Genomic DNA, 506 nt, shown 5'->3' with positions numbered 1-506 from the left:
TAGGGCTCAATAAAAAGTTTATCGCAACTTGCGCACCGGCACTGGCATTTGCGTTCCAAGGAATCGCTAAGAAGTGAATGTTTGAGAGTGCACCTGCGTCCATCGCATACGCTTTGGTGCTTTCTGCAAGATTACCACTCGATTGCGCAGAAAAAACCGCGTTTGGGTTAAAGGTAATCGCAAGATCAATCTGACCATCATCCAGCAATTGAAGCGTTTCAGCCGTCCCTCCTGGGAATTGCTTACCGCCACGCCAAGCAACTTTATGGAACTCATCTAGGTAAGCCCATAGCGGTTGAGTGATTTGCTCAAATGTTTCACCAGTGACTGGTTTTTGCAAAGCGGGATCGTTGTTGGTCAACTCAATCAACAGTGCTTTAATAAAGCTTGTCCCATGAAACTCTGGTGGGCGAGGGTAAGTTAGGCGATTTGGAAACGCTTTTGCGTAACTCAGCATTTCAGCAAAAGATCGAGGAGGGTTATGCAGGGTTTGCTCATCATGAATA

1 protein-coding gene is annotated in these 506 nt (G+C 46.4%); it reads right to left on the bottom strand.

The features are described from left to right. A partial coding sequence (locus tag R7190_RS31185; protein ID WP_318138384.1) for an ABC transporter substrate-binding protein occupies positions 1-506 on the bottom strand: 506 nt, incomplete at both ends.

It is taken from the genome of Vibrio sp. 1078-1, assembly GCF_033340475.1.
This window is presented reverse-complemented; position numbering and strand designations above follow the sequence as displayed.